The organism is Desulfovibrio sp. 1188_IL3213 (assembly GCF_036763145.1).
Classification (GTDB): domain Bacteria; phylum Desulfobacterota; class Desulfovibrionia; order Desulfovibrionales; family Desulfovibrionaceae; genus Desulfovibrio.
Genome location: NZ_JBAIYR010000361.1, coordinates 1 through 2,348 on the forward strand (window position 1 = coordinate 1; position 2,348 = coordinate 2,348).

Below are 2,348 nucleotides of genomic sequence, written 5' to 3' on the forward strand. Positions count from 1 at the left end.
GCAGGCACAGCAGCACAAGCAGAGGGGACAGCAAAGAAAAGCCCACCGCGCCCAGGGGCCAGTGCGGCAGCAACTGCACAAACCAGCCGCCCAGAAAGTATATGCCCAGTGAAAGCGCAATGGCCGCATACCAGGGTACGCCCAGTACGGCCAACCAGGGATAGGCCACAGCGGCCAGACCGTTGGCATCGATGCCGAGCAAGGTATTGTAGGCTGCCTGAGCGGAAAAGGCCGTTCCCTGTTCAAGGGTAAGAAAAAAAGAAAGGGGGCCGGACACCACCGGCAGCCCGGCGGCCACGCCCCCGGCAAAGGCTCCCCAGCGCCGGGTGATGAGCATGCAGATAAGCACGAGCAGAGGCGTCAGCGTGAGCTTGAAAAGAAGGATGCGGTCCACGGCGCTCTCCCTGAATGGTGGAACGGCGCCGTATCCGGCAAGATGCGCTACGGCGTGCAGCAGAAGCCATAACGCCATGCCTGCTGCAAGGCAAGAGCGTACATGGCGTGTCAAAGATCAGAGTTGCGGACGCTTGTATCCTCCCTCAACGCCTTTTGGCGAAAAGACGATCTGCCATAGCTGGAGATCACGGGCGCGAAAGGCCCCGGCGCAACTTGACAGATAATACAAAAACATGCGGCTCTGCGCTTCGCTGCACCGGAACTTGCCCTCCTCCCTGCCACGGATGAAATTTTCGGCCCAGCACATGAGGGTTCTGTCATAGTCCGCGCCAAAATTTTCCCAGTCCTCCATCACCATACGGCCTTCAGCACATTTCCCAACCAGGTGGATGCTGGGCAGCATGCCGTTTTTGAAAATGTATTTTTCAATCCAGGGGTCGACGCAACGACGCGCCTTGTTTCCGCCTATGGTGTGCAGCAAAAAAAGACCATCCTCTGCCAGAAGACGGCGGACGGTATCCATATAGACCGCATAGTTCTTGCGCCCCACATGTTCGAACATCCCCACAGAAACAATGCGGTCATACGTGCCGGAAAGGGTGCGATAATCCTGCAGCAGCCAGCGGGCATCCACCCCCCGGCCGTGCTCCCGCGCGTAGCTTGCCTGAGCTTTGGAAACCGTCACACCGGTGACCCGCACGCCGTATTCCCGCGCCATGTAGCGCCCAAGCCCGCCCCAGCCGCAGCCTATGTCCAAAACACTCATGCCCGGCTGCAAGCGTAGCTTGCGGCAAATCATGTCCATCTTCTGCCGCTGCGCTTCTTCCAGGTTTGCAGCGTTTTCCCAGTAGCCGCAACTATACTGCATGGCCGGGTCAAGCATGGCCTCAAAAACTTCATTGCCGAAGTCATAATGGTGCACAGCCACCATGCGTGCCCGTTCCGGACTTTGCAGATTGCGAAATGAGTAGGCAATAACCTCCAGCAGCACAGGCAGGGCAAAGCGAAAACGCTTTTCCAGACCGCCCCGCAAAATCCGATAAAAAAACTGATCAAGGGCCTTGCAGTCCCACCAGCCTTCCATATATGCCTCGCCCAGCCCCAGATTGGCGAAACGCAGAACACGGCTGTAAAGTTGATTGTTATGAACCTGAATATCCCACGGACGGGACCCGTCAATCTTCACATCTACGGAAGCCAGCATTTTTTTGATGTCCGATTCAAACATAACTGCTACTCCTGATCGATCTTGACGCAAAATTATGCGTAAGCCCTTACAGAAAGCAAATAATTTTGCTAGTTACGTAAGTCAGACCCCTCCATATAACCTCGCATGAGAATTATGCTACTGCTGTGCTTAAAAAAACACAACATAGCTGAGCGTGCCTGCGCACGGTAGGTCAAAATATCTTTCATGCTATCCTCTGCTATGCGTATACAACAAAAAACGCGGCGAACGCTCACGGCAGGGCCGGGCGTCCGCCGCGTCCGGATATCCGGCGGGCAAAACTGTCAGACAGCGTCTACAAAATTTTCGTGCGTGCGAGGTGGCGTGTCATGCGCAGCAGGTCTTCACCATAAAACCACCACGTCAGCCCCACCACACAGGCCAGAAAGCAATATTCGCCAAGACTGCCTGTGGAGCAGAGCTTGAGCGAAACCTTGTTCTTGCGCGAAAACGGCGTCAGCGGAACCCCGGAAGGCGTCAGCATGTCCAAAACCACATGACTCAAACCGCCAAAGCCCAGTCCCAGAAGCACATCACGCCCAATGGGGCCGAGTTCCGCAGCAGGCAAAACAAAGGCAGCCGCGCACAGGGCCAGCCACCAGCCGAACCAGTGGGTGGTTCCCCGGTGTACGGCATTGAATATTTTCTGCCTTCCCCGCCTGGTGGGGGCCAGGCCCGCCATGCGCTGGTCCAGCACATCGGGCAGCACGGCTCCGGCACAGGC

General features: G+C 56.7%; 2 protein-coding genes and 1 pseudogene. All 3 read right to left on the bottom strand.

Annotation, left to right across the window (positions count from 1 at the left end; translation table 11 throughout):
• A pseudogene (locus tag V6C16_RS11415) lies at positions 1-394 on the bottom strand (hypothetical protein); the annotation flags it as partial.
• A gap of 117 nt (positions 395-511) precedes the next feature.
• Positions 512-1,624, bottom strand: a complete 1,113-nt coding sequence (gene cfa / locus V6C16_RS11420; protein ID WP_333534845.1) for a cyclopropane fatty acyl phospholipid synthase — start codon at positions 1,622-1,624, stop codon at positions 512-514.
• Between the two features lie 295 nt (positions 1,625-1,919).
• The coding region (locus tag V6C16_RS11425) for a metal-dependent hydrolase (protein WP_333543260.1) at positions 1,920-2,348 on the bottom strand (429 nt) is incomplete at its 5' end.